Genomic DNA, 22,348 nt, shown 5'->3' with positions numbered 1-22,348 from the left:
CAGGCAACCCCAGCAGGGGCTTTTTTAATTGTTTACGGTCATCGGGCCGCGGCATCAGCCGCGGCCCGATGACCAGATGGAAGAATAATCATGCGTGAACTCGTGCTCCATTGCCTAGAGGCGCAGGCCGAAGCCTTGTCGGATGCGCTGCTGGAAGCGGGCGTGCTGTCCGTCTCCGTGGAAGACGCCGACTTCGGCACGGACGACGAACGTCCCCTGTTCGGCGAGCCCGGCACCGAGCCCGACGTGCAGGCCTGGGACCGCAACCGCGTCGTCGCCTTGCTGCCCGACGGAGCCGATCCCGCGCAGATCATGGAAGAGGCCGCCGCGGCGGGCGAACTGGATCCGGCGCTGTTCGCCGGCTGGAGCCTGCGCGACGTTCCCGATGCCGACTGGGTGCGCCTGACGCAATCGCAATTCGGCCCCATCCACATCGCCGAACGCCTCTGGATCGTGCCGAGCTGGCACCGCGACAGCCCTGAGGTGCCCGGCTTCGATCCGGCCGCCACGGGCGACGGCGCGATCCATATCGAACTGGATCCCGGCCTGGCCTTCGGCACGGGCAGCCACCCCACGACGCACCTGTGCCTGGCATGGCTGGAAGCCGAGCTGCCGGCCGGCGCCACCTTGCTGGATTACGGTTGCGGCTCGGGCATTCTGGCGATTGCCGCGCGCAAACTGGGCGCGGGCCCGACGCTGGCGGTGGACATCGATGCGCAGGCCGTGCAAAGCACCGCCTACAACGCCGAGGTCAACGGCGTCGAACTGCAGGCGATGTTGCCGGACGCGCTGGCCGACGGCACCTTCCAGGTCGTCGTCGCCAACATCTTGTCCAATCCGCTGAAGGTGCTGGCACCGATGCTGGCCGGCCGCGTTGCCGCGGGCGGCCATCTGGTGCTGTCTGGCGTGCTGGAACGTCAGGCCGAAGAAGTGGCCGCCGCCTATGCGCCCTGGATCGCCATGTCGGTCTGGCGCGCGCGCGACGGCTGGGTGTGCCTGCACGGCCAGAAGGCCTGAGCGCCGTTCGGCAGGATCGCGACACATGGCTCTGACCACCCGCTGCCCCCAGTGCGGCACCTCGTTCAAGGTGGTGCCTGACCAGCTCCGGGTCCGCAATGGCCTGGTGCGCTGCGGCGCATGCTCGACGGTCTTCGATGGCCGGGCCTGCCTGCTGCCGGAGACCGGCGCGCCGGCGACGCCGCCGGCCGTTCCGACCATGCCCCCGGTGGTGCCTCCCGCTGCGGCGGCGGCCGCGCCGGTGCTGGCGACGCCGCCCGTCGCGCCCACTGAGCCCGTCGTCGCCCCGGCGCCGCCGCGCCCTGTTCCGGCGTCACCGCCGCCTGTGGAGCCGCCACCGCCGCTGTCGCGCCCGTCCGCGGAGCCGCCTCGCCAGATCGCCCCGTGGGAAGACGAGCCCATTGCGGCTCCGCCGGCGCCTCGTCCACCGTTCGGGCCTGCGCCGATTCCTGCTTCCCCGCCGGCCGTCGCGCCCGCTACGCCTGCCGCACCCGCCGTGCCGCCGGCCGTGTTGCGCGGACGCGAAGCCATCCGTCAACGCGTCGAGCCCGAAGCGGATCTACCCGAGGAGGATGCCGACGACGAAGGCGGGGACGACAGCGATCTGCGTGACAGTGCCCGCCACGCCGCCTTCGCCCGCCCGCCGCTGCGCGAGCCCGCGCCGCGCGGAGAGCCGCCCTTGCGCAGCGAACCCATCATCGCGTCGCGCGCCACGGAGCCGGTCATCGATTGGGACGCCCGCCGACGCGGCGCCGCGCCAGCCGAACCGACCTTCGCCGCCCGCGACGACGAAGACGATCACGACCTTGAAGACGATCGCCCTGACGACCTCTCCGACGACCGCTGGGGCGACCATCGCGACGAACACGGCGGCGCCCCTCCACGCCATCACCGCATCCGCGACGATGGCGATGACGACGACGAGTCCGAAGACGACGACGCACGCGAGCCGGTCCTGGGCGAAACCCGCACCCGCTACTCAAGCGCCACCGATGTGGGCCGCGCGCCGCCCGAGTTCCTGGACCAGGACCGCCAGGAACGTCGCGGCCTCATGCGCAAAGTGTGGGGCTACGCCTGCCTGCTGGGCTTGATCGCGCTGGGCCTGCAACTGGTGTATGCCTACCGCACCGACATCGCCAATTCCGTGCCGGTCCTGCGGCCGGTGCTCGAGGTCGCCTGCAAGCCGCTGGGCTGCACGGTCGGTTACGCCCGGCGCCTTGAGCGCATCGCGATTTCCTCGTCGTCGCTGCAGCCACCGCCCGGCGCCGCGGCGATCGACGATGGCCGCAGCCGCCTGGTACTGAACCTGGTGCTGCGCAACCGCTACGACAAGCCGCAACATTGGCCCGCCTTGGTGCTGGACCTGACCGACCTGTCGGACACGGTGGTGGTGCGCAAAGTGCTGATGCCCGAAAACTACCTGACGCCTGAACAGTTGAGCGGTCCGTTCGGCCCGGCTGGCGAGCTCAAGATTTCCGTGCCCATTGAAGTGACCGGTGTCCAGGTCAATGGCTACCAACTCGATAAATTCTTTCCTTAAAGGATGACCATCATGGCAACCCCCGTACTGGTTTGCGGCTCGATGGCGTTCGACACGATTGCCGTGTTTGAAGGCCGTTTCAAAGAGCACATTCTTGCTGATCGCATCCAATCGCTCAGCGTGTCCTTCCTGGTGCCCAGCATGCGCAAGGAATACGGCGGCTGCTCCGGCAACATCGCCTACAACATGAACCTGCTGGGCGGCAATCCCGTGCCGGTGGCGACGGTGGGCGAAGACGCCGGTGAATACATGGAACGCCTGGCGGGCCTGGGCATCGACACCCGCCGCGTCAAGGTCATCCCCGATACCTTCACGGCGCAGTGCTTCATCACGACCGACCTGGACGACAACCAGATCACCGCCTTCCACCCGGGCGCCATGTCGTTCGCCGCGGACAACGATTTGAGCGACGCCGACGCGGCCTGGGCCATCGTGGCGCCGGATGCCAAGGAAGGCATGTTCGCGCATGCCGAACGCCTGCACCGCCGCGGCATTCCGTTCATCTTCGATCTGGGCCAGGCCATGCCCTTGTTCGACGGCGCCGACCTGGAGCGCATGCTCAAGCTGGCGCAGGCGTTGACCGTCAACGATTACGAAGCGGGCATCGTCGAACAGCGCACCGGCCGCAGCGTGGCCGACATCGCCTCCACGCTTCAAGCCGTGGTGGTGACGCGCGGCGCCGAAGGCGCGACGTTGTACACCGATGGCAAGACCATCCAGATCGGACCGGTGCGCGCCTCGCAGGTCGTGGACCCGACGGGTTGCGGCGACGCCCAGCGCGGCGGCCTGCTCTATGGCCTGACCAGCGGCTGGAGCTGGGAAGACAGCTGCCGCCTGGGCAACGTCATGGGCGCCATCAAGATCGCATCGCGCGGCCCGCAAAACCACGCGCCGTCGCGCGCGGACATCGACGCCGTGCTGCACGCGACCTACGGCATCCATCTGCCGGCTTGAATCCCTGCGCTCGCCGGGAACCGCAAGGCGGGAATGCGGTCGAACTCATCGCGTTTTTGAAGGTCGGCGGCCTGGCGGCTGCCGCATTCAGATGCTGTTTTCCGCTTTTGGCTGTGAGTTTCAGTGTGTTGCAGCCGCGAGTGCCGCTTCTTCCCGGCGGAGTATGATCAAGCATCGTCGGCAGTGCCCGATCGAGGAGTCCAAATGAACCAAAGCAAATCTCTTTCCCTGGTGACGCCGCGTACTGGCCGGTGGTTGGCCATCGCAGCCGTCGTGACGTCGATGGCTGTCCTGGGTGGCTGCGCCAATCGCAGCGCGTCCAGCGGCGTCTATAGCTATGACCAAGCCCAGCGTGAGCAGATCGTCCGTACCGGCACGGTCACGGGCGTTCGCCCGATCGTGATCCAGAACGACAAATCCAGCGGTGTCGGCATGTTGGCCGGCGGCGCACTGGGCGGCGTGGCGGGTAACGCGATCGGGGGCGGCACGGGCCGCACCATCGCCACCGTCGGCGGCGCCATCCTGGGCGCACTGGCGGGCAACGCCGTGGAGAACCAGGTCGGCAAGAATTCCGGCTATGAAATCACCGTACGCCTGGATAACGGCGAAACCCGTGTGGTCGCCCAGGAAGCCGACGTGCCGGTCAGCGTGGGCCAACGCGTCCAGGTGATCAGCGGTTCGGGCCCGACTCGCGTCACGCCGATGTGATCGTCGGCAAGGCCGTAGAAAAGCCCGCGCAAGCGGGCTTTTTTTTCGCATGTATCCAGCGGGGCGGGGGCCCGTTTCCGGCCGCAGGTTTTCTGCCCGAAAATCCGCCCACGGAAATTGGGGCCGAGGCGAACAGAAGCCGGGATACCGGCAGAATCTGTCGTTCTGCCGCAACGCAGCACCCGGTATTTACCCGCAGGCGTTACGTTTGCCAGCCTTTTCTCGCGATTTACCCCAAAAGTTTCATGGCGATTCAACGGCCAAAGTGCAATGATTGCGCCTGCGATCGGCATCGCGATTCGATTTTGATGTAACCAAGTGCATCCTGATGCCGGTCTGGATCGCTGGAACCGTCAGTTGAGCTTCAGCATTTTTCTGTATTCTCGTCTACCTGAATCCCAGGGGATGGGGATGTTTTGCCGACGAGGCAACCTGCACTATCTATGCATACCGAGCAAGAACTCCACACCAAGATCGGCGAGATCGTCGAGTCGATCGTCATGAAGAAAGTCACCCCCGATACGCAGTTGATTGCCACTGGCCTGGTTGATTCCCTGGCTGCGGTGGACATCACGCTGGCCGTCGAGTCCGAGTACGGTTGCAGCATCCCGGCTCCCGAGATCGCCGAGCACCTCCAGTCGGTCCGTACGCTTGCCGGCTATGTCGCTGCCCATACTTCGTAATTCGCAGTTGTGGTCCCATGTCGCGGCCGCCGCGACCGCCGTGGCACTGGCGTTCGGGGCGTACTGCGGCGCGGATGACTTGCTCAGCCGCATCGTGACGCCGGTGTCGTCTCCGGCTGCGGCCGCTGCCGACAAGAGCAACTACCTGCCCAATCTGGGACCGGACTGGGGCACGCAGCACGTCAACCTGAATCGCCTGGGCAACGCCCTGAGCGATGGCACGCTGGTCGTGCTGGGGTCGTCCGAGCTGTCCAGCCATGACCTGCGCTTCGTGCCTTACCGCTTCTTCCCCGAAGAACTGAAGGTGCCGACGCTGGCCTACGGCCACGCCATGTTCCAGTCCTACGGCATCGTCAGCGTGCTGGAATCCGTCGCGGATTCGCTGACGCCGAACACGCGGCTGGTGATCATGGTGTCGCCCGCCTGGTTCGCCTCGGGCGGCCAGTTGCCGCGCAGCGCGTTCGCCGAACACGTGACGGGCCCGGTCTGGGACCGCCTGTGGGACCAGCCGAACACGCGCGAACAGATGCAGAACTGGATCAGCGACAACGCCAACTGGGGATTGCTGTGGCTGATCGCCAATGGCCAGGTGGCCGAGCTCAAGGACAAGGTGTCGCTGTGGTGGCACGCCCGCAAAGAGCCGGCGCCTGACCGTCCGCGCAGCAAGCTGTCCGTGCCGGCGCACCGGTTCGTGTCCTGGCCGTCGTCCGCCCGCCTGAACGAAGGGCAGTGGGGCCGGCTGACGCACGAGGCGCGTGAAGTCGAACGCGGGCTGGGCAGCAACAATCCCTACGATGTCCGCGACGACTACTACAAGCAGTACCTGGCGTCGCTGTATTCGCCGGCGCGCAACGAGTTCGCCGACGTGGACCCGATCACCCGCACCGAGCTGGGTGACCTGTCGCGCGTCATGGCCTTGCTGCAAAAGCGCAAGGTGAAGGCGTATTTCGTCATTCAGCCGTTCAATCCCAAGCTCATCCTGGACGTCGAGCGATTCGATCCGGTGGTGGCTGCCATTACGGGCATGTGCCAGCGGTATCAGATGGGTTGCCTGGATCTCTACAGCATCCCGTTCGAACCCGGCATGGTGCGCGACGACATGCATCTGGCCGAACTCGGCTGGGCGATGGCGGACCAAGGCATTGCGGAGTACTTTTCCCGATGAAATTCTTTCGCAAAGAGGGCGCCGGGCGCCGCTTCTTTTGGCATCTTTGCCTGTACATCGGGGTGATCCTGGTGTTCGTGCTGCAGGCGCAGCCCACCACGGGCAGCGGCGGACCGATCAAGGTCGAATTCCAATACCAACAGTTCTGACCGCGCCATGGAATTGTTCGCAAGCTTGAGCTTTTTCGGCGGGGCCCTGTTCGGGGGCCTTGGCCTGTTGGCGTACCGCTCGTTCGGCATGCCGTTGCGTATCGGCTACCGCCACATCATCGGCGTGATCTGCCTGGGCGTGTGGATGGCGGTGTTCTGGGCGCGCCCCTATCAGCCCATCGCGCTGCTGGCCATTTCGGGCAGCGCGCTGTGGGCCGTGCGCCGCAACTACATCCCCACGTGGCTGGCGGTCATCATCACGATGACGCCGCTGCTGCTGGTCAAGACCGGCGTGTCGCACCTGGGCGCGATGCTGGGATTGTCGTTCGCCACCTTCCGCGCCATCGACGTGCTGCTCTTCGCGCAGCGCAACGAACGCGTGTCGCCGCTGGACTACTTCATCTATCTCTTCTTCCCGCTGACGCTGCTGGCCGGCCCGATGTACCGCTGGCGCAATTTCCAGGCGGACCTGAAGCGCGGCTACGAAGGCGTGAACCTGAACACCTGGCTCACGGGCCTGGAGCTGATCATGCTGGGCGTGATCCAGAAGTTCGGCCTGGCCGAACTGATCTGGCGCTACGGCCTGTCCACGCTGGACGCGCACGACTACTCGTTCACCGGCGTCGCGTTGAACGCGTCGCTCTACAGCGCCTACCTGTTCTTCGACTTCGCCGGCTATTCGACGATGGCGATCGGTATCGGCATGCTGTTCGGCTTCACGCTGCCGATCAACTTCCGCAATCCGCTGGCGACGCTCAATCCGCAGGACTTCTGGCGCCGCTGGCACATCAGCCTGTCGGAGTGGCTGCGCGACGTGGTGTTCATGCCGATCTACAAGGCGCTGAGCAAGACCAAGTTCTTCGGCCGCCATCGCATGGCGGCACAGAACATCGGCATCTTCGCGACGTTGCTGGCCATGGGCGTGTGGAACGGCCTGTCGCTGCACTACATCGTCAGCGGCCTGATGTTCGGCGCGTATTCGGTGGGCCACAACCTGCTGATCAACGCCTCGCGCACCCGTCCCGCGTTGCAGGCCGCCTTGGCGCAGCCCGTCATGCGCTTCCTGGGCCGCGTGCTTACCTTGATCCTGGCCGCGCTGGCGCTGTACGTGTTCAGCGGCCGCAGCCCCATCTGACGCCGGGAGTTTCGGCATGCGTTTCGATCTGAAGTCCTTCCAATTCGTCGACACGGACGTGGCGCCCGACGCGCTGGCCGTCGCCGCCGCCGACCGCAGCCTTACCTGGGCGCAATTGCGCGCCGAGGCGGCCGCCTGGGCCGATGCGGCCCGCAAGAACGGCGCGGCCCCGGATGTGCCCGTGGCCATCTACGGGCACAAGGAAGCCTCGTTCTTCGTCGCAATGGTCGGCGCCTTGCTGATCGGCGCGCCGTTCGTGCCGGTGGATACCATCTACCCGGCCGAGCGTCTGCGCCGCATCGTCGAGATCGTCCGCGCCGCAGCGGTCTACGACGCCGCCTCCGGCACGTTCACGCCGGGCGAGGGCGCCGAATTGGCCGAGCGCGGGCTGGCCTATGTCATGTTCACGTCCGGCAGCACGGGCGACCCGAAGGGCGTGCAGATCGGCCGCGAAAGCGTCGGCCTGCTGGGCGACTGGATGCTGGGCAGCTTCGGCTTGGGCGATGCGCCCGTGTTCATGAACCAGGCGCCGTTCAGCTTCGACTTGTCCATGTACGAGGTTTTCGCCACGCTGGCCTCGGGCGGCGCTTGCGTGCTGAACGCCCGGGAACAGATCGCGTCGGCGGGCACCTGGATGCCCCGCCTGGCCGAGCACGGCGTGACGGTGTGGGTGTCGACCCCGTCGTTCGCGCACCAGCAACTGGCCAACCGCGATTTCTCGCCGGCCACCTTGCCGCTGTTGCGCACCTTCCTGTTCTGCGGCGAGCCGCTGCCTTCGGCGCTGGCCAAGAAGCTGCGCCAGCGCTTCCCCGGCGCCGTCATCCTGAATACCTACGGCCCCACCGAAGCCACGGTCGCCACCACCTGGATCGAGGTCACCGACGCCGTCCTGGCCGCGCACGACCCGCTGCCCGTGGGGCATGCCAAGCCCGACAGCGTGCTGATCGTGGACGAAGGCGAGATCTGCATCGTGGGCGACCACGTCATGCGCGGCTACCTGAACCGTCCCGACCTGAACGAGGCCAAGCTCTACACCTACGCCGACGGCCGCCGCGCATTCCGCACGGGCGACCTGGGGCAGATGGAAGAGGGCGGCCTGCTGTTCTGCCGCGGCCGCATGGACGACCAGATCAAGCTGAACGGCTATCGCATCGAACTGGCGGAGATCGACGAGGCCCTGCACGGCCTGCCCGGCGTGGAAGGCGGCGCGTGCGCGGTCCTGCGCCGGCCGGACGGCACGGCGGTGCGTTTGATTGGTTTCGTGGCGGGGGCGGCTGAGGCGGCGGAGGCCCGTCTTTTGGCGCCGGACGCTTTGGCCGGCTGGAAAGCGCGGCTGGCCCAGCGGTTGCCGCCCTATATGGTGCCGTCTGAACTGGTGGCCTGCCCGGCGTTGCCGATGTCGAACAACCACAAGATCGACCGCAAGAAGCTGGTCGAGATCTACGCCGGCATCCCGGCGTAGCGATCAGGAGCGGGGCGCGAGGCCCCGCTGTCCTACAGCCCCATCATGCGTTGGCTGAGGTTGTTCAGCACCATCAGCAGCACCTGCGCCACGATCAGCAGCACCAGAGGCGAAAAGTCGATGGCCGTGCGCGGCAGCAGGCGGCGGATGGGGTCCAGCATGGGCGCCGTCAGCGATTGCAGCAGCGGCATCATGGGCGCCATCGGGTTGACCCACGACAGCACGGCCTGGATCAGCGTCAGCCACACCACCAGGTTCAGCGCCCACTTGACGGCCATCAGCAGGGCCGAGCCCATGGCCGCAGGCAGCAGCGCGGCGGGAATCAGCGCCCCGATGGACACCAGCCAGATCAGCACGATGTAGGCCAGCGCGGCCAGCCAGGTCGCGACCAGGCTCGTCCAATCGATCTTGTTGCCGGCAGGAATGATCTTGCGCAGCGGCATCACCAGCCAGTTCGTGGCTTGGTAGATGGCGCGCGAAAGCGGGTTGAACGGGTGAAGGCGGATCGCGTGCATCCAGGCGCGGGCAATCAACGCCGCGCCAAACAGCGTGAACACGATTTCGAGGAGAAAGCGGAAGATATCACCGAGCATGGACGCGTTCACCGAAAAAAGAAGGAGTCAATTGTCGCATGGGAGTTGCCCGTACGCTGTACGCCCTGTGCACGATTGCGGCCTCTTGGGGGCGACGCGTTGCCGTGCAGGCGCCTCGGCGGCAAAAGGCACCGCCACGTGCGAGTCGAAGGGCATGAAAAAGCCGCCCGGCATGCCGGGCGGCTCTGGTGAAGCCAGGGCTTCAACCGTCCTGATTACGGACGGCCACCCGTCGGGAACGGCCACGACGCGGCGGGATTCAGCGCGGTCTTCGCGCCCGGGGCAGCAGCCGTCGACGACGGAGGCGTTGCGGGCTTCTTCGGAGCGGCTTTCTTGGCAGCAGGCTTCTTGGCAGCGGCGGGCTTGGCAGCAGCAGCCGGCTTGGCGGCAGCGGGAGCCTTCTTCGCAGCAGGAGCCTTCTTGGCAGCGGGGGCCTTCTTGGCTACGGCCTTCTTGGCAGCAGGAGCCTTTTTGGCAGCAGGCGCCTTCTTGGCAGCGGCCTTTTTGGCGGGGGCCTTCTTGGCGACCGCTTTCTTGGCAACAGCCTTCTTGGCGACGGCCTTCTTGGCTACCGCTTTCTTGGCGACGGCCTTCTTGGCGACGGCCTTCTTGGCAACCGCCTTCTTGGCGACAACCTTCTTGGCTACCGCTTTCTTGGCGACGGCCTTCTTGGCAACCGCCTTCTTGGCGACGACCTTCTTGGCTACCGCTTTCTTGGCGACGGCCTTCTTGGCTACCGCTTTCTTGGCGACGACCTTCTTGGCTGCCGGCTTCTTGGCGGCAACCTTCTTCACTGCCGGCTTCTTGGCGGCGGCGACTTTCTTGACAGCTACCTTCTTGACAGCGGCTTTCTTGGCCGGTGCGGCCTTCTTCGCGACTGCCTTCTTGGCGGCGGCGGGCTTCTTCACCGCTGCTTTCTTTACGGCTTTCTTGGCTGTTGCCATGGTCATGCTCCTTAGGTTCAGGGGTCCCAGAACTTAAACCCGTGCCCCGACTCGCCAACAAGGCGAACCGTGCCCGGGCTATTCATCGGCGCATGCCGCTGTTCTGTGCGAGCAACAGCTACTACGGTTTGCGCTAATGAATTCGGCACAGCCATTTGATATGGCCCCCGCTCCTTTGGCGCGAGCCATTTCAAATGGCGCCGATCGGCTGCCTGATCACAGGCTTGCCGACCGCTTGTTCTACGTGTTCGAAATGTCCCCAAGCCGCGCCTTCGGCTCGCTGCCCCCGCGGGGGCGGCTTTGCCTTGAGGCAGCCCGGCGACGAAACACCCTGACCGAGGAGCGTGCCATCAAGCCTGTCGCGAACGCGACGCTCCGTAAATCTGGAGCGTGCCCGCGTCGGGCTTGATGACGAACTGCTTTTACTCCCAGCTCAGCGTGCCACCGGTTTGGTATTCGATCACGCGAGTTTCAAAAAAGTTGCGTTCCTTTTTAAGATCGATCATTTCCGCCATCCACGGGAAGGGATTTTCTTCCTGCGGGTACAGCGGTTCGATACCGATTTGCTGGCAACGACGGTTGGCGATGAAGCGCAGGTAGGATTTGAACATAGGTGCGTTCAAGCCCAACACGCCGCGCGGCATCGTGTCTTCGGCGTAAGCGTATTCGAGTTCGACCGCTTTGCGGAAGAGTTCTCGAATTTCTTCGCGGAATTCCGGCGTCCACAGATGCGGATTTTCCAGTTTGACGGTGTTGATCAGGTCGATGCCGAAGTTGCAGTGCATGGATTCATCGCGAAGGATGTACATGTACTGTTCGGCGGCGCCGGTCATCTTGTTCTGGCGGCCAAGCGCCAGGATCTGCGTGAAGCCCACGTAGAAGAACAGGCCTTCCATCAAGCACGCGAAGACGATCAGCGACTTCAGCAGCGTCTGGTCGGCTTCGGGCGTGCCCGTCTTGAAGTGGGGGTCCGCGATCGCGTCGATGAACGGGATCAGGAACTCGTCTTTGGCGCGGATGGACGGAACTTCGTTGTAAGCGTTGAAGATCTCGGCTTCGTCCAGGTCCAGGCTTTCGACGATGTATTGATAGGCGTGCGTGTGGATCGCTTCTTCAAATGCCTGGCGCAGCAGGAACTGGCGGCATTCGGGCGCCGTGATGTGGCGGTAGGTGCCCAGCACGATGTTGTTCGCGGCCAGCGAGTCGGCCGTGACGAAGAAACCCAGGTTGCGCTTGACGATGCGGCGCTCGTCCTCGGTGAGCCCGTTCGGGTTCTTCCAGAGGGCGATGTCGCGCGACATGTTGATCTCTTGCGGCATCCAGTGGTTGGCGCACGTGGCCAAATACTTTTCCCACGCCCACTTGTACTTGAACGGCACAAGCTGATTGACGTCGGTTTCGCCGTTGATGATGCGCTTGTCAGCAACCTTCACACGTTGCGAGGTGGCGGCGCCGCTGGTGGCGAGGCCTGCCGCGTGTTCAGGCGCGGCGGGCGTCGGCATGGCGGTGTCGCCGAATACACCGGTCGCCGCCCGGACGTCGGGCGCAGCCTGGCCGCCGCCCGCGGGGGCGGGGGCTTTGGCAGGTTGCGTGGCGAGGGTGTCGTCTTCCCAATTAATCATGATTCAATTCTCCGGAGCGGTTATTGGCAGGCTTCGCACTCTTCGAAGCCGGGGTCGCCCGGCCGCATGGTGCAAACCGCCCCGAGAACTTCGGGTTCCGGCAAAACAGGTGCGGCGCCCACAGCCGCAGCCGTGGATTGGCCACCGGCGGTGACGGCGTTCAGTTCGCCGCCGCGGCCCGTGGATTTTTCGGCGCTGGTGGCGCCCAGGGTACGCAGGTAGTACGTCGTCTTCAGACCACGCAGCCATGCCAGCTTGTAGGTGTCATCCAGCTTCTTGCCCGATGCGCCCGACATGTAGATGTTCAGCGATTGAGCCTGATCGATCCACTTCTGACGGCGCGACGCGCATTCCACCAGCCAGCTCGGTTCGACTTCGAACGCGGTGGCGTAGAGTTCGCGGAGTTCGGAAGGTACGCGATCGATGCGGGACAGGCTGCCGTCGAAGTACTTGAGGTCGGCGACCATGACTTCGTCCCAGAGACCGAGTTTCTTCAGGTCACGCACGAGGTAATCGTTAACGACCGTGAACTCGCCGGAGAGATTCGATTTGACGTACAAGTTCTGGAAAGTAGGTTCGATGCACGCAGATACACCAATGATATTGGAAATAGTCGCGGTTGGGGCAATTGCAACGCAATTGGAGTTGCGCATGCCGTGCTGTTTGATGCGCGCGCGCAACGTATCCCAATCGAGCGAGCTCGATTCATCGACTTCAACATGGCCACCGCGCTCATCGCGCAGCATCTTCAACGTGTCTTGCGGCAAGATGCCACGCGACCACAACGAACCTTCGTACGACTGATAGCGGCCGCGTTCTTCTGCGAGCAGGCTCGATGCGAAGTAGGCGTGATAGCACACCGCTTCCATCGAACGGTCCGCGAATTCAACGGCGGCTTGCGACGCGTACGGCACGCGCATCATCTGCAGGCAATCCTGGAAGCCCATGATGCCCATGCCCACCGGACGATGGCGCGCGTTGGAATTGCGGGCCTTCTCGACGGCGTAGTAGTTGATGTCGATGACGTTGTCGAGCATGCGCATCGCGATGCTGACGGTGCGCTTGATCTTGTCGTGGTCCAGTTCGAAACCGCCGCCGGCAGCCGGCTTCATGTGCGCGACCAGGTTCACGGAACCCAGGTTGCACACCGCGATTTCGGATTCGTTCGTGTTCAGCGTGATCTCGGTGCACAGGTTCGAGCTGTGGACGACGCCCACGTGCTGCTGCGGCGAACGGATGTTGCACGGATCCTTGAACGTGATCCACGGGTGGCCGGTTTCGAACAGCATCGACAGCATCTTGCGCCACAGCGTCAGCGCCGGCATCTTCTTGTAGAGCTTGAGCTCGCCGCTGGCCACGCGGTTTTCGTAGCCGACGTAGGCTTCTTCGAAAGCGCGGCCGACCTTGTCGTGCAGGTCAGGGCAGTCGGACGGCGAGAACAGCGTCCATTCGCCACCTTCCATGACGCGCTTCATGAACAGGTCGGGAATCCAGTTCGCCGTGTTCATGTCGTGCGTGCGGCGGCGTTCGTCGCCGGTGTTCTTGCGCAGTTCCAGGAATTCTTCGATGTCCAGGTGCCACGATTCCAGGTACGTGCAGACCGCGCCCTTGCGCTTGCCGCCCTGGTTCACCGCCACGGCGGTGTCGTTGACGACCTTCAGGAACGGGACGACGCCCTGGCTTTCGCCGTTGGTGCCCTTGATGTGGCTGCGCAGCGCGCGCACCGGGGTCCAGTCGTTGCCCAGGCCGCCGGCGTACTTGGCCAGCAGCGCGTTTTCCTTGATGGCGTCGTAGATGCCTTCCAGATCGTCCGAGACGGTGGTCAGGTAGCACGACGACAGCTGCGAGTGCAGCGTGCCCGAGTTGAACAGCGTCGGCGTCGAGCTCATGAAGTCGAACGAGGACAGGATCTCGTAGAACTCGATGGCGCGCGTTTCGCGGTCGGCTTCGCGCAGCGCCAGGCCCATGGCCACGCGCATGAAGAAGACCTGCGGCAGTTCGATGCGGGTGCCGCGGATGTGCAGGAAGTAGCGGTCGTACAGGGTCTGCAGGCCGAGGTAGCCGAATTGCAGGTCGCGCTTGGCGTTCAGGGCCTTACCCAGCTTGGTCAGGTCATAGCTGGCCAGCTCGGGCGACAGCAGGCCGCCTTCGATGCCGCGTGCGATGAACGTGGGGAAGTATTCGGCGTAACGCGCGCCCATGCCGTCTTGCGACACTTCTTCGCCCAGCACTTCCTTGCGGATCGTGTGCAGCAGCAGACGGGCGGTGACCTGGCTGTAGGCCGGGTCTTTTTCAACCAGTGCGCGCGCGGACAGGATGGCGGACTTGAACACTTCGTCGACGGGGATGCCGTCGTACAGGTTCTTGACCGTTTCCTTCAGGATCGTTTCGCTGTCGATGAATTCGGCCAGGCCTTCGCCGGCGGCGACGATGGTCGCGCGCAGTTCAGCCAGGTCCAGCGGACGGCGCACGCCGGCGTCGGTCACGTTCAGCACGTGTTCCTGCGGGGCGGCAGCGGCCTTGTCCTGGCCTTCGGCGGCAGCGGCGGCGGCGCGCTCTTGCGTGCGCTTCTCGCGGTACAGCACGTAGGCGCGGGCGACGTCATGCTCGCCCGAGCGCATCAGGGCCAGTTCGACCTGGTCCTGGATGTCTTCAATATGGAACGTGCCGCCGTTGGGGCGGTTGCGCACCAGCGCGTTGACGGCTTGTCCCGTCAGGTTCTCGACCAGCTCGCGCACCCGCGCGGACGCTGCGCCCTGGCCGCCGTTGACGGCCAGGAAAGCCTTGGTCATGGCGATGGCGATCTTGCTGGGTTCGAACCCGACCACCGAGCCATTGCGGCGAATGATGTTGTAGCTGGCCCATTGCCCGCCATTGGCGTCGGCAGGGGAATCGGTTTGCGAGGGCGGCACGGCCGAAGGCCGGGTCACAGAGGCGATCGTAGTCTGCATGGAAGCTCCTGTGCGAAAACGCGTAGATAGCGACATGACGACGGTCATGTCCGGTACGAATGTGGATCTTTTGAGGGGGTCGGAACGCTTGGACGGGCTAGTCCAAAAGGCGTGGCCGACGAGAATCAGCGCTTAGGCGACCACAACATATAGTGTAGCACCCCTCGTTGGACACTAATTCTAGTGATCGAGAACTACAGGGACAAGAAGAAGATATGACGAAGCTCACAAAAGATTGTTACTAAATGCACTGGGCGCGCCCAGTAAGGCGCGCCCAGGACAGGACCGCTCAGAGCGAATGTTTATGCGGTTTTCCGCAGGGGCATGTCGCGCGGGGCCGGTGCCGTATAGCTCTGCATCAATCGACCCAATTCCGTCCGATACTTCTCGACGTTCGAAGCCTTCACGTGGCCGTAGCCGCGGATGGTTTCTGCAAGGCCGGCGATTGTAGCTGCTTGCGCGAGCTTGTCCCGGGTCAACCCTACAAGCAGCTGGTCTATGGTCTGGCGGTATTCGCCGATCAGGGCGCGCTCCATCTTGCGCTCGGCGGTGCGGCCGAACGGATCGAACCAGGTGCCGCGCAGGCCCTTCAGGCGGGTCAGCAGCTTCAGCGCGGTCATGGTGCGCGGGCCGAGCGTCACCTTGCGCGGCACGCCGGTGCGCGGGTCCTTGCGCGCGAAGATGGGGGGCGCCATGTGAAAGCGCAGGCTGTAGTCGCCTTCGAACTGGCCCTTCAATTGCGCCTGGAATGCTTCGCCCGTGTACAGGCGCGCCACTTCGTATTCGTCCTTGTAGGCCATCAGCTTGAACAGGCCGCGGGCCACCGCCATCGCCAGGCGCGGGGTCTTGGCCTCGGGAGCCAGTTCGCGTTCGCGAGCCGCGATGGCTTCGACCACGTCCTGGTATTCGCGGGCGTAGGCCGCGTCCTGGTAGGCAGTCAGGTCCGCGATGCGGCGCGCGACGGCGCGCTCGAAGGTCTCGGGCACGTGCAGCTGCACGACCTGGGCGCGCGGGCGCAGCGCGCTGTCCAGCGCGTCGGGTTGATGCGCCGCCAGGCGGCCGCTGTCGAATGCGGCGCGATTGGCCGCGACGGCCACGCCGTTCAGTTCGATGGCGCGGTTGATGGCGGCTTGCGACAGCGGCACGCCGCCGCGCTGCCACGCATAGCCCAGCATGAACATGTTCGACAGGATGCTGTCGCCGAACAGGGCCAGCGCGGCCTCGTGCGCGTCGATGGCGGCCGTGTTGGCCTCGCCCGCCGCGTGGCGGATCTTGGCCAGCAGCGCTTCGGGGCGCATGGCGGCATCGGGGTTGCGCGTGAAGTCGGAGACGGGAGCCACGTACGTGTTGACCGTGACCTGGGTGTGCCCGCGGCGCAGCGCGCCCAGCGAATCCGGCGCCACCGAGGCCACCGGGTCGCACAGGATGGCGGCGTCGGCCTGTTGCCAGTCCAGGCGCACGGGGCCGGCGGAGGCGCCGGCGGGCGCCAGGCGGATGTGGCTGACGACCGTGCCGCCCTTTTGCGCCAGGCCGGTCAGGTCGAGCACCGCGGCCGACAGGCCTTCCAGGTGCGCGGCCATCGACACGATGGCGCCGATGGTGATGACGCCCGTGCCGCCCATGCCCGCCACGAGCAGGCGGTAGGGGCGGTCAAGCGCGGGCGTGGCCGGCAGCGGCAATTGTTCGATCAGGCGTTGCAGGCGTTCCTGGTCGGTCTTGGGCGCCGCGCTCTTCCTGGGCTTGCCGCCCATGACCGACACGAAGCTGGGGCAGAAGCCCTCCGCGCACGAGTAGTCCTTGTTGCAGCTGGACTGGTCGATGGCGCGCTTGCGGCCATACGGCGTCTCCAGCGGCACGACCGACAGGCAGTTCGATTGCACGCCGCAGTCGCCGCAGCCTTCGCACACCGCGCTGTTGATCAGCATGCGGCGCGCCGGGTCCGGGAACTGGTTCTTCTTGCGGCGGCGGCGCTTCTCGGCCGCGCAGGTCTGGTCGTGGATCAGCACGGTCACACCCGGGATCTCGCGCAGTTCGCGCTGCAGCGCGTCCAGTTCGCGGCGGTGGTGCACCCGGATATCCGGCCCCAGGTCCACGCCCTGGTATTTCTCGGGCTCGTCGCTGGTGACGACGATGCGCGCCACGTTTTCGCCGCGCAGCTGCTGGCAGATCTGCGGCACCGAGATCGGCCCGTCCACCGGTTGCCCGCCGGTCATCGCGACGGCGTCGTTGAAGAGGATCTTGTAGGTGATGTTGGCGCCGGCGGCCACGGCCTGGCGGATCGCCAGATAGCCCGAGTGGTAGTAGGTGCCTTCTCCCATGTTCTGGAAGATGTGCGGCATCTTGGTGTAGCGGGACAAGCCGATCCAGTCCACGCCTTCGCCGCCCATCTGCGTCAGGCCGCCGGTGTCGCGGTCCATCCAGGCGGCCATGTAATGGCAGCCCACGCCGGACAGCGCCTGGCTGCCTTCGGGCACCTTGGTGGACGTGCTGTGCGGACAGCCCGAACAGAAATAGGGGCGGCGGCGCATGCCGTCGGCGTCGTTGGACAGCGCGGCCTGGCACTCGAACGCCGCCAGGTCCGCGGCCAGCGGCAGGCCGGCCGTGCGGGTGAGCCAGCCGGCCAGCGGCTGCGCCAGCAGCGACGGGCGCAACTGGCCGGCCGACGGCACCATCGTTTCGCCGTCGAAGCCCTTCTTGCCAATGACGGACGGGCGGTCGGGCCGGTTGAACAGCAGATCCTTGATCTGGCTTTCGACGACCGCGCCTTTTTCTTCGATCACGAGGATGTGCGAGAGGCCGCGCGCAAAGTCCAGCAGCCGTTCGCCATCGAGCGGCCACGTCAGGCCGGGTTTGTAGATGCGCACGGGCGCATTGGCGGTGACGGTGTCCACGCCCAGGCGCGACAGCGCCTCCATCGTGTCCAGATGCGCCTTGCCGACCGTCACGATCCCCACCGTGGCGCGGGGCGCGGGACAGGTGAGGCGGTCGATGCTGTGGCGGCGCGCGAACGCGGCCACGGCCTTCATGCGCAGGTTCATGCGCGTCTCGACGGCCAGCGACAGGAAGTCGCGCGCCGAATACTCCAGCGATTCGGGCGGCATGTCCGGATCGGCGGGCATGTCGTAGGCCTGCACGGCGGCAGGCGTGAACGAGTGGCCGCTTTCGATGGTTTCGGACACGGCCTTGAACGCGACCCAGGTGCCGGCATAGCGCGACAGCGCCCAGCCCCACAGCGCGAAGGTCTCGTATTCGTCGATGGACGTGGGATGCACGATGGGCATCTGCCAGCCGATCAGCGACGCTTCGCTGGCGTGCGGAATCGATGACGAGACGGCGGTGTGGTCGTCGCCCACCACCACCAGGACGCCGCCGTGGCGCGAGGCGCCCGCGGCGTTGCCGTGATGCAGGGCGTCGCCCGCGCGGTCCACGCCCGGGCCCTTGCCGTACCACATGGCGAAGACGCCGTCGACGTTGCGGTCGGCGCGCACGCCGGCCTGCTGCGTCCCCATGACGGCGGTGGCCGCCATGTCTTCGTTGATGCCGGGCAGGAAGGAGATCTTGCTGGCGTCCAGCGCCTTCTTCGATTTCCACATCGCCATGTCGACGCCGCCTAGCGGCGACCCGCGGTAGCCCGATACGAAACCGGCCGTGTTCAGGCCGCGCTCGCGGTCAACCCGGGCCTGCGTGAGCATGATGCGCACGAGCGCCTGCGTGCCCGTCAGGAAGATGCGGCCGGACTCCCGCGTGAGGTTGTCGGCAAGCTGGTACTCAAGGTCCAGCTGGGGTTCGGGGGCGGGCGTGCCGTCCATAGTGAATGCTCCTGGTATTTCGCACCATGATAGGTTCGCGGAGCATTCGATTTATTGCGTTTTCGGATCGTGCTATCCCTATAATACGCAATGAACATTTCGTGTTCGACAAAAACCAGGAGACAAAGCGATGGACAAGACCGATATCGGCATCCTCAAGGCCTTGCAAGAGGACGGCCGGGCTTCGGCGCAGCAGTTGTCGGAGAAGGTGGGCCTGTCGGCCGCACCGGTATGGCGGCGGGTGAAGGCGATGGAGGCCAGCGGGGTCATCCAGGGCTATAGCGCGCAGGTGGACCGCAGCAAGGTGGGGCTGGGATGCATGTTCGCGCAGATCAGCCTGGAGCGGCATGCCTCCAGCACGGTGGAGAACTTCGAGCGTTCGGTGCGCGATGCGCCCGAAATCCTGGAGTGCTATGCGGTCACGGGGGATTCGGACTTTCTGTTGAAGATCCTGGTGGAAAGCCCCGAGGCCTACGACCGGTTCCTGCACCGGTTCCTCTTCAACATGCCGGGCATCCGCCAGACGCGCACCATCGTGGCGTTGCGCGAGATCAAGCACGAACAGCGCCTGCCGCTGTGATGCGCATTGCGCCCTCTATATATAGAGGGCGCAATGTTTGTAGCGGGAAATCCGGCGTCGCAGCCGTTTATTGGGGCTGGATGCCGGAAATGCGGATCCATTCCTTCCAGCGCGCCGTGTCTTCCTTCACGAAGTTGTCAAAGCGCGCGACATCCATCGATTCCGGGGTCAGACCCAACGCGCGCAGCTTCTTCGCGGTCGCCTCATCCTTGACCGCCGCCTGCATGTAGGCGTTCATCTTCGCGACGATGTCTGGCGGCGTGCGCGCGGGGGCCGACAGGCCCAGCCAGCCGGCAACGACGAAATCGGGGTAATAGGTCGCCATGGTCGGCACGCTGGGCCAGGCGGCATGCGGCTGCGCACCGGTGACGGCGATGGGGATCAGCCCCTTGCCGTCGATCTGGCCCATGGCGGTCAGGTAGTCCACGAAGGCGAAGCTGATTTGTTTGCCGCGCAGGTCGGTGATGATCTGTGTGATGTTCTTGTAGGCCGCGCCGGTGATGTTGATGTCCGCGCGCTGCTTGAACAGTTCCGACGGCACTTGCGAGGACGAGCTGTAGTAGCCGAAGAAAACCTCGCCGGGATGCTTCTTGGCATAGTCCACCAGCTCGGGCACGGTACGGTAGGGGCTGCCGGGCGCGACGACGCCGACGGTGCCGAACGTGCCCAGCAGGCCGACTTGCTGGAAGTCCTTTTGCGCGTCGTAGGGCAGGCTCTTGTACAGGAACTGGTTGGCGGCGTGCGTGGAGTTCGTGGACAAGAGGAAGGTGTAGCCATCGGCCGCCGCGTTCTTGGACGCATTGGTGCCGACGATGCCGCCGGCGCCGGGCCGGTCCTCGACGATCACGGTCTGCCCGGTCTGTTCGCCCAGGTATTGGGCGAAGGTCCGCGCGGTCAGGTCGGCCGCGCCGCCCGGTGCGGACGGCACGATGATCGTCACGGGCTTTTCGGGCCAGCCCGCGGCGTGCGCCGCGGCGGCCAGCATCAGGCCGGCGCCGATGAGCGTAGGGCGAAGAAAACGGGGTATGGACATGCTTGTCTCCTGATTGCGCTTGCCGCGTGCTTGCGCGGTCATGTGTCGTTGTTTTGCCGTTGCTGCGAGGGAAAGAAGATTCAGCCGAACTGTTCGCGGTGCCACGCCAGGATGGCGGCGGCGCTGACTTGCCATTGGTCCGCGTACATCATGCAGTGCGGCTGGTCGGCCAGCACGGCGTGGGAAAAGCCATAGCGTTGCGCGATCGCCTGGTCCTGCCCGGGCGGATGGCGGTCATGGGTGTCCAGCCCGGCCGCCAGGCACAGGCCGGGCGCGTTGAACGAGGCGTCGCCGAGCGCCACGCGCAACAGGTAGCGGTCGTTGAGGACTTGCGGGCTTTCGGCGCACAGGCGTTCTGTGACGGCGCGGACATCGCGGTCGGGCGAGGTCGCCAGAAAGCGCGCGCGGATTTCGGCGGGGGCGGGCGCGGCGCGCGGCGTGGCGCCAGGCACCGGGGGCAAGGCCAGCGCGCCGGGCAGGTCGCCGGGCGGAGACGGGGCCATCAGCACCACGCCCGCGACGGGCCGCTGGCGCGCGGCCAGCAGGGCGGGCAACGCGCCCATGCTGTGGCCCACCACGATCGTGGGGCCTTCCAGTGCATCCAGCGCGCATGCCACGTCGTGGCCAAGGTCTGCGATGGTGGTGGACGCAAACGCCGCGTCTTGGGGCAGCGCGCCATGGCCGCGCAGGTCCAGCGCCGCGCAGGCCAGGCCGGCGGCGGCGAAGTAGTCCAGATAGTGCGCGAAGCACCAGGCGCCGTGATAGGCGCCCGGCACGAAGAGCAGGCCGGGCCGGCCGTCTTGCGGCAGCGCGCCGACAATCAGGCGGCCTTGTCCCGCAGCGCGGGCGGGCAGGCGGTCGGCCAGGCTGAAATCCAGCGGGTCCGTGGCGAGGGGGGCGGAAGTGGGGGCAGCAGCGTTCATCTTGCGGCCATCTTAAGTGCGCCCCTATGATCAGAAAACTTTATTTTTCCTATGATTGGATAAGTTTTCCAAATCGAGTTGCCCGATGCGATCCCTGCCCGACCTCTCCATCACGCACTACCGGCATTTCCTGCTGGTGGCAGAACTGCGCAGTTTTCGCGCGGCGGCTGTCCGGGCCTTCCGTTCGCAGCCGGCGTTGTCCTTGTCCATCCGTGAAATGGAGCAGCGCCTGGGCCAGCCGCTATTCGAACGCGGCAACCGCAACACGCTCACGCGCTTCGGGCAGGATTGCCTGCCGCTGGCGCGCGAACTGGTCGAGCATCACGACCGCGTGGCGGGCGCGCTGTCCGGGCTGGCCAACAACGGCGCCGGCACACTGACGATGGCCTCTGTGGCCACCGTGGCCACGCACTGGCTGCCCGAACTTGTGGCCACCTACCGTGAACGCTACCCGGCGGTGGCGCTGCGCCTGTTCGACGACAACTCCGAAGGCGTCGAGCGCATGGTGCTGGCGGGCGAAGTCGAGCTGGGCGTGTGCAGCCCGGTGTTGCAGGACCGCCGCCTGTCGTTCGAGCCGCTGCTGCGCGACGCCTTCGGCCTCGTCTGCCATCGCGGCCATCCGCTGGCCGCACGCAAGTCGGTGACGTGGCGCGAGATCGCCGGCTTGCCGCTGGTGGGCACCGTGGCGCACCGGCAGCTTGCCGGCTATCCGCAAGCCGCCTTCATGCTGGACCGGCAGGTGTTCGTGTCGAACATGATGTCGCTGCTGGCCATGTTGGAACGCGGCGTGGGCGTGACGGTGCTGGCGCGGCTGGGCGTGCCGCCGGACTCGCCGGGGCTGGCGTTCGTGCCGCTGTCGCGGCCGCGCATCGAACGCGAATTGGGCATCACCCGGCTGGCGGGACGCAGCCTGTCGCCGGCGGCGGCGCGCATGGAAGACATGCTGCGCGCCAAGGCGGTGCGGGGCGGCAGCAGTGTCGCTTGAAACCAACGCATTCGTGCGTTTTCCAGGGCTAAACCCGGGGCTTTGAACGCCCGACTGTTGCGCAATTGCACTCCGCGCGTATCGTCGTTGATTCT

The 22,348-nt window shown here is 65.6% G+C and carries 18 protein-coding genes; 11 read left to right on the top strand and 7 right to left on the bottom strand.

All coding sequences use genetic code 11. From position 1 onward, the window contains the following. Nucleotides 1-90 precede the first annotated feature (90 nt). The 9 genes from prmA to ACO6D5_RS12455 all read left to right on the top strand — a co-directional run bounded on the left by prmA (nt 91) and on the right by ACO6D5_RS12455 (nt 8,813). The gene (gene prmA, locus ACO6D5_RS12495; protein WP_315527935.1) at nt 91-1,017 is read left to right on the top strand and encodes a 50S ribosomal protein L11 methyltransferase; all 927 of its coding nucleotides are present in this window, start codon (nt 91-93) and stop codon (nt 1,015-1,017) included. Nucleotides 1,018-1,042: 25 nt separating this feature from the next. After that, nucleotides 1,043-2,557 (top strand): DUF3426 domain-containing protein, encoded by a 1,515-nt coding sequence (locus ACO6D5_RS12490; protein WP_485825548.1) that lies wholly within the window; start codon nt 1,043-1,045, stop codon nt 2,555-2,557. A gap of 12 nt (nt 2,558-2,569) precedes the next feature. After that, complete coding sequence (locus tag ACO6D5_RS12485) at nt 2,570-3,511, top strand: PfkB family carbohydrate kinase (RefSeq protein WP_315527933.1); 942 nt, start codon at nt 2,570-2,572, stop codon at nt 3,509-3,511. 204 nt (nt 3,512-3,715) lie between these two features. Next, nucleotides 3,716-4,219 (top strand): outer membrane lipoprotein, encoded by a 504-nt coding sequence (locus ACO6D5_RS12480; RefSeq protein ID WP_006226660.1) that lies wholly within the window; start codon nt 3,716-3,718, stop codon nt 4,217-4,219. Nucleotides 4,220-4,662: 443 nt separating this feature from the next. After that, entirely contained in the window at nt 4,663-4,902 is a 240-nt protein-coding gene (locus ACO6D5_RS12475) for an acyl carrier protein (RefSeq protein ID WP_006226661.1), read from the top strand. After that, complete coding sequence (locus ACO6D5_RS12470) at nt 4,880-6,067, top strand: D-alanyl-lipoteichoic acid biosynthesis protein DltD (protein ID WP_485825547.1); 1,188 nt, start codon at nt 4,880-4,882, stop codon at nt 6,065-6,067. The genes ACO6D5_RS12475 and ACO6D5_RS12470 overlap by 23 nt, the downstream gene beginning before the upstream one ends. After that, nucleotides 6,064-6,216, top strand: a complete 153-nt coding sequence (locus ACO6D5_RS12465) for a hypothetical protein (RefSeq protein WP_105559333.1) — start codon at nt 6,064-6,066, stop codon at nt 6,214-6,216. The genes ACO6D5_RS12470 and ACO6D5_RS12465 overlap by 4 nt, the downstream gene beginning before the upstream one ends. Nucleotides 6,217-6,223: 7 nt before the next feature. Continuing rightward, complete coding sequence (locus tag ACO6D5_RS12460) at nt 6,224-7,351, top strand: MBOAT family O-acyltransferase (RefSeq protein ID WP_315527930.1); 1,128 nt, start codon at nt 6,224-6,226, stop codon at nt 7,349-7,351. A gap of 16 nt (nt 7,352-7,367) precedes the next feature. After that, a complete protein-coding gene (locus ACO6D5_RS12455; protein ID WP_485825546.1) occupies nt 7,368-8,813 on the top strand; it encodes a D-alanine--poly(phosphoribitol) ligase in 1,446 nt (481 codons plus the stop codon). 32 nt (nt 8,814-8,845) lie between these two features. Here the strand turns inward: ACO6D5_RS12455 and ACO6D5_RS12450 are convergent, their stop codons facing one another. The 5 genes from ACO6D5_RS12450 to ACO6D5_RS12430 all read right to left on the bottom strand — a co-directional run bounded on the left by ACO6D5_RS12450 (nt 8,846) and on the right by ACO6D5_RS12430 (nt 18,732). Further along, on the bottom strand, nt 8,846-9,406 hold the full coding sequence (locus tag ACO6D5_RS12450) for a YggT family protein (protein ID WP_315527926.1): 561 nt from the start codon (nt 9,404-9,406) through the stop codon (nt 8,846-8,848). A 215-nt stretch (nt 9,407-9,621) separates the two neighbouring features. Then, nucleotides 9,622-10,350: a histone H1-like DNA-binding protein gene (locus tag ACO6D5_RS12445; RefSeq protein ID WP_485825545.1), complete on the bottom strand. Its 729-nt coding sequence runs from the start codon at nt 10,348-10,350 to the stop codon at nt 9,622-9,624. Between the two features lie 422 nt (nt 10,351-10,772). Then, entirely contained in the window at nt 10,773-11,972 is a 1,200-nt protein-coding gene (locus ACO6D5_RS12440; protein WP_315527923.1) for a ribonucleotide-diphosphate reductase subunit beta, read from the bottom strand. Between the two features lie 20 nt (nt 11,973-11,992). Next, complete coding sequence (locus ACO6D5_RS12435; RefSeq protein WP_315527922.1) at nt 11,993-14,923, bottom strand: ribonucleoside-diphosphate reductase subunit alpha; 2,931 nt, start codon at nt 14,921-14,923, stop codon at nt 11,993-11,995. A 302-nt stretch (nt 14,924-15,225) separates the two neighbouring features. Then, the gene (locus ACO6D5_RS12430; protein ID WP_485825544.1) at nt 15,226-18,732 is read right to left on the bottom strand and encodes an indolepyruvate ferredoxin oxidoreductase family protein; all 3,507 of its coding nucleotides are present in this window, start codon (nt 18,730-18,732) and stop codon (nt 15,226-15,228) included. A gap of 130 nt (nt 18,733-18,862) precedes the next feature. Here ACO6D5_RS12430 and ACO6D5_RS12425 point away from each other — a divergent pair, with 130 nt between their 5' ends. Beyond that, nucleotides 18,863-19,312, top strand: a complete 450-nt coding sequence (locus tag ACO6D5_RS12425) for an Lrp/AsnC family transcriptional regulator (protein ID WP_169271862.1) — start codon at nt 18,863-18,865, stop codon at nt 19,310-19,312. A 67-nt stretch (nt 19,313-19,379) separates the two neighbouring features. On the opposite strand, the gene ACO6D5_RS12420 is transcribed toward ACO6D5_RS12425, so the two are convergent. Continuing rightward, nucleotides 19,380-20,345, bottom strand: coding sequence for a Bug family tripartite tricarboxylate transporter substrate binding protein (locus ACO6D5_RS12420; protein ID WP_485825543.1), 966 nt, complete (start codon nt 20,343-20,345; stop codon nt 19,380-19,382). Between the two features lie 80 nt (nt 20,346-20,425). Then, nucleotides 20,426-21,268 carry an alpha/beta fold hydrolase gene (locus ACO6D5_RS12415; protein ID WP_485825542.1) on the bottom strand — a complete coding sequence of 281 codons (843 nt, stop codon included), beginning with the start codon at nt 21,266-21,268 and terminating at the stop codon, nt 20,426-20,428. Nucleotides 21,269-21,353: 85 nt separating this feature from the next. Here ACO6D5_RS12415 and ACO6D5_RS12410 point away from each other — a divergent pair, with 85 nt between their 5' ends. Continuing rightward, complete coding sequence (locus ACO6D5_RS12410; protein WP_485825541.1) at nt 21,354-22,253, top strand: LysR substrate-binding domain-containing protein; 900 nt, start codon at nt 21,354-21,356, stop codon at nt 22,251-22,253. Nucleotides 22,254-22,348: the final 95 nt, after the last annotated feature.

The organism is Achromobacter sp. (genome assembly GCF_057314935.1).
This window is presented reverse-complemented; position numbering and strand designations above follow the sequence as displayed.